Origin of the sequence: Kribbella sp. (assembly GCF_035655035.1) — a bacterium.
In the GTDB taxonomy this organism is placed as follows: domain Bacteria; phylum Actinomycetota; class Actinomycetes; order Propionibacteriales; family Kribbellaceae; genus Kribbella.
In genome coordinates this window covers 1-4,588 of the sequence record NZ_DASRVN010000623.1, presented here as the reverse complement: position 1 = coordinate 4,588, position 4,588 = coordinate 1, and the positions used below count along the sequence as shown (strand labels likewise).

Sequence of the window (4,588 nt, the reverse complement as noted above, 5' to 3'; positions counted from 1 at the left end):
GCCTGCCACTTAACCCAAGTGGGTTGCTTCGTCGCACGACCCATTTGCCCGGCCTAGGATGAAGAGGTGAGTGGCCAACGCCGTAGGCAGGGCGCACGCTATCTGCCAGCCGAGCTAGCGGACGCCCCGATCGGTCCCGAGCAACGGATGGGTGCCCCTCGGCCCGGGCACGGCACCATGTACGTGCACAAAGCCCGCAACCTCGACCTCGAATTGGTTTGGGCCGCGACTTGGGTGGACGGGTACCCGGAGCCGGACCGAGGCGCGGTCGCCGGCACAGCCGACGTCGAGGGTGATCGCGCCGCCGTCTTGGAATGGGCGGCAGCTCAACCCGCCGCGACCTATGTGATGGCTACCGAGGACGGATGGGCTCCGTTCTCCACGAACGACCTTCCCGATGACGTTGCCCCGTACAACTGACCGAGATGCCTAGCAGTCGAACACTGACCAGCAGATCGCGTTCCGTAAGCGCTGGTCGTCGAGTACGAGGTCGCGGATCGTATCCGGCAGTTGGTCACGTTGCCAGCGGCACTCGAGTCGGCCGGCGGTCTCGGCCTTGCCGGTTGGCGCCGCGGCGCGTGCGGCCTTGATTGCGTAGGCGGCCGCACCGAGGTCGTGGGCGGCGACGTGCGGCACGGCACCGGCCTGGCCGGCCGCGTACGCGGCGTACCGTGCTGCCCCTTGTTTGTCTCGTGCTGCTCCCATGGCGTGACCGCCCGCTGCGCGAGATTCCATCATCTTGACCTCGCCACGAACCCAGGCGCGGGCGTGCTCGATGGCCTGACGCGGTCTCGGATCCTCCGGGTGCGCGGACTCGAAAAGGTGCAAGACATGCTCAGCGCATGATGCGGCCCACAGAGCGAGCAAGTGATGATCCGAGTCCGTCAAGGTCCCGCCCCGGCGGATCGTCACGAAGCGCGGATCCCGGACCTTCGGAAGGATCATTCGTGCCACTCCCCCTCCATACGTCGCCCGGCATCAGATACTGGCGCAGCCTACTCCCGGCCGGTCAACTCCCTGGTACGTCGCCACGGTTCGTGGAGCCTGATCCCGGTTCGCCGTCAGGCCGACGGGCGGGCGAGGCAGATGTCCGTTCGCCCCAGCCTCGGCTGGGGCGACGCCGCCACCTGTGCCGGTACGTCGTTACGCGCCGGATGAGCGTTATGTGGTGGGACGCGTCTGGCGTTCATCGGACGCCTGGGGCGACGGTAAGGGTGCCTGCTGCTGGGTCGATTGTCGCGAGGGTGCCGAGTGGGACGGTGGCTGGATGCAGACCGTGTCCGAGCGGGAGGCCGCCGAGGATGGGAACGTTGAGCTTCGACAGGCGGTCGCGCAGTACGTCGAGCACGCTCCATCCGTTGCTTCGGTCGTCCTCGAACCCAGTGATCTGACCTACGGCGACGCCGCGCAGGCCGTTGAGCAGGCCCGATCTCATGAGTTGGGTCAGTTGACGGTCGACCATGCCAAGACCTGTGCCGCGGTTCTCCTCGATCAGGAGGATGCCGCCGTCCAAGCTGCGCAGGTCTACGCCGATTGCGCAGCGAATGGCCTCGAGATTGCCGCCCATCAGGAATCCCGCGGCCACCTCGCCTTCGGTCAGGGCGGCGGTCAGTTCCTTCGGATTCCGGCGTACGACGATCTCGTCGGTCGTCATCAATGCGCGGCGTAAGGCCTCGGCACACTCGGGGCCGCAGTTCGGCTCGTACCAGCTCATGGAAGGCCCGTGCATGCCGACCAGGCCGACTTGGTTCCACAGCGCGAGGTGCAAGGCGGTGATGTCGCTGAAGCCGATCAGCGGCTTGGGGTCGCGTCGTACCGCGTCGAAGTCGAGACCGTCGGCGATGCGGGCGGCACCTTTGCCGCCGCGGGTGGCGAAGACCGCGCGTACTCCCGGATCACGGAAGGCATCGTTGAGGTCCCCCAGCCGATCCTCATCGGCGCCGGCCAGGTACCCGAGGGTGTCGAAGACGTGATCGCCGAGCTCGACTTGGAGGCCCCAATCCGTGACGACCTCCACGCCTTTCGCCACCAGTTCGCGGTCCGGTGTGCTGGCCGGGGAGACGAAACGGACGCGGTCACCGGGATTCAGGTGAGGCGGTCGCAGTGCTGGGGGAAGGACCGTGGAAGTCATGGTGCGCAAGTCTGGCAGCGACCTCCGACAGCTCAGTCGTTCGAAAGGTGTGGCCGCGCCAATCCACAACTCCCCCGGTCATGGCAGGTGTACGAAGCCGATGTACTCCGCCCCGGCTGGCCCCGGGCGCGAGGTGCCGTCCCGGGTCCAGCCGTGTCGCTCGTAGAACCGGATGGCACGAGAGTTCCGCTCCCAGACATCCACCTCGCCCACAGCGTCAGCCTGGCGTGCGACGGAGACGAAGCGTGCCATCAGGGCGCTACCAACGCCGTTCGACCACCGGCCTGGTTCGACGAAGATCCCGACGAGCCGGACGCGCGTCTCGTGAGGCGCATTGGTCGGAAACACCCCGTTGGCATCCAGCGTGATCACGCCGACGATGTCATCGCCCAGGACAGCCACCAGGACGGCGAGTCGAGAGTCCGACACCATCTTGCGCCACGTTTCCCGGTATTTCTCGTCAGGAACCGCTGACACCTCATAGCCGCCGGCCCGTAGTACGCGGCCCGCGACCGCGCATGCAGCTCCGCGAGCGCATCACCGTCGCCGGGCGCTGCGTCTCGAATACGAACTGCCTGAGTTCGCTCTGTCATACAGATGCGCTTCGCCGTTCAGACGTCGCGACATACGTCGACGATGAGTTGACCAGGTCCCCGGAGGTAGGCGGCTTCGGTGCCCCAGTCGGTGCGGAGCGGCCCGGCGAGCAGTTCTAGCCCTGCGGCGACGGCGCGATTCACAGCTGCTTGTACGTCGTCGACGTAGTGGTGAAGGATCAAGCCGTCAAGCTTGCCCCAAGGGACCATGGCGTCTCGGGAGAGCATCACGCGGAGGCCACCCGCGTCCAACTCGCCGAAGTTCGGATCGTCCGAGAGGACGCGCCAGCCGTACGCCGCCGACAGTATCTGCGTTGCGGCCGAAACGTCGTCCACCTGAAGATCGATCGCCTGCACAGCCATGCCCGAGCCCTCCGTTGTCAGGAGGCGCAGGACCAGGTAACTGGACGGGATCGGCCTTGTGCGTCTGCGCTGGTCCCTGCGACCGTGTCGTCGTCGGTTGCTGCCGTGGCAGACGTGGAGAAGGTGTTGCCGGCGGTGAGCGACGGGAGTTGCTGCTCGTCGTCACCCGTCCAGATGACCGCGCCGAGGTCAGAAGAGAATCCCACGACCGTTCCGTGGTCGTTCACCGCGGACGGCATGGCCTGCGGTCCGGGCAGCGCACGTGGCTCCGTCTGTTCCCATACGACCGGGCCTCCGAGGTCCCCAGATCCGGCGGTCAGTACGGCGGTACCTGCGACATAGCGTCCTGCGGCGGCGTATGCGATCGAGTTTGTACCGGAGACCGGGCCGGGCAGTTCCATTAGCCCGTCGCGTACTGTGCCTGCGATCGCCTGCTGCCTGAACTCGTCGCCGACTGTCTCGGTCCATCCCACGATGGTTCCCTGATCGGAGACGTCGGTGAGGTAGGCCGAGCCTGCCACCACGCCGAGGTCGTGGATCGACTGCGGGGAGTCCGCGGACCAGGTGACGGCGTGAGCGGTGTCGGCGCCTGCCGCGTACCCGACGATGAGGCCGGCGTTGTTGATCGCCGTAGGTACTGCGTAGCCGCCGCCGGGCAGTTGCGGAAGGTCGATCATCTGCCCATCGCGCCAAAGGACTCCGCGCGTCGAAGTGTCGAGACTGAATACGACGCCGACTGCGTCGCCTCGACTGTTCACGTCCTCCGCGGTGGCGCTGAGGCCGGCCGGAGTATCGAGCACCATCACGTCACCGTCGTGCCACACCAGCGGGCGCGTCTTGCCGTCGGCATCGACGCCGGAGCCGGCGAACGAGTCATGGCGGTCGCTGTTGTGCACGTTCCCGCTACTCCACCCGGCAGGCAGAGGGAGCTCGTTGATCACCCAGGTACAACTGGTGCCGTCCAAAGTGTTCGACTTGCCCGCCGCCATCGCCGGCGGCGAGATCTGCACGATCGTCAGCGCAATCCCGGCGACGAGACCGGCGAACGCGGACATGCATCGAAAACGGCGTACTGAACGCACCATGTGTCCCCAGCCCTCCACGACGGAAGCGCCACTATAGCGGCGAATCAGCGCCTGAGACGAGACTGGAGGGTGCAGAAGATGAGGCTTATGAAGGTCGAAGTAGTTCCGTCGGGTTCAGGGCCTGGTACAGGATTGGTCCAGTCCTCGATGTAGTGCAGGACCACGGAAGCGACCACGTCGTCGAAGTTGGCGTCGGCGTACGGGAACGGTTCGAACAAGTCCCCCGCCGTCAGGTCCACATCGCGGCCCACGCGTCGGCGGGCCAGTTCGCGACTGTCGAGAAAAGCGGAGGATTGGTTGGGGGTTGTCGGGCATGCTGGCGGGATGAGTGAGACGCCGGAGCTTGGGCCTGTGCCGGAGCGCATTGAGATCGAGGCGGCGTTGGTACGTCGGCTTGTCGCGGAGCAGTTCCCGGA

At 66.4% G+C, this 4,588-nt stretch carries 6 protein-coding genes; 1 reads left to right on the top strand and 5 read right to left on the bottom strand.

Annotation, left to right across the window (positions count from 1 at the left end):
• Positions 1-177 precede the first annotated feature (177 nt).
• On the top strand, positions 178-420 hold the full coding sequence (locus VFF46_RS32585; protein ID WP_325041082.1) for a hypothetical protein: 243 nt from the start codon (positions 178-180) through the stop codon (positions 418-420).
• A gap of 9 nt (positions 421-429) precedes the next feature.
• Here the strand turns inward: VFF46_RS32585 and VFF46_RS32580 are convergent, their stop codons facing one another.
• From VFF46_RS32580 to VFF46_RS32560, 5 genes are all read right to left on the bottom strand, one after another.
• Complete coding sequence (locus VFF46_RS32580; RefSeq protein ID WP_325041081.1) at positions 430-945, bottom strand: putative immunity protein; 516 nt, start codon at positions 943-945, stop codon at positions 430-432.
• 241 nt (positions 946-1,186) lie between these two features.
• The gene (locus tag VFF46_RS32575; protein ID WP_325041080.1) at positions 1,187-2,200 is read right to left on the bottom strand and encodes an LD-carboxypeptidase; all 1,014 of its coding nucleotides are present in this window, start codon (positions 2,198-2,200) and stop codon (positions 1,187-1,189) included.
• 9 nt (positions 2,201-2,209) lie between these two features.
• A complete protein-coding gene (locus tag VFF46_RS32570) occupies positions 2,210-2,608 on the bottom strand; it encodes a GNAT family N-acetyltransferase (RefSeq protein ID WP_325041079.1) in 399 nt (132 codons plus the stop codon).
• Between the two features lie 134 nt (positions 2,609-2,742).
• Positions 2,743-3,087: a VOC family protein gene (locus tag VFF46_RS32565; protein WP_325041078.1), complete on the bottom strand. Its 345-nt coding sequence runs from the start codon at positions 3,085-3,087 to the stop codon at positions 2,743-2,745.
• Between the two features lie 17 nt (positions 3,088-3,104).
• Positions 3,105-4,142 carry a hypothetical protein gene (locus VFF46_RS32560; protein ID WP_325041077.1) on the bottom strand — a complete coding sequence of 346 codons (1,038 nt, stop codon included), beginning with the start codon at positions 4,140-4,142 and terminating at the stop codon, positions 3,105-3,107.
• Positions 4,143-4,588 lie beyond the last annotated feature (446 nt).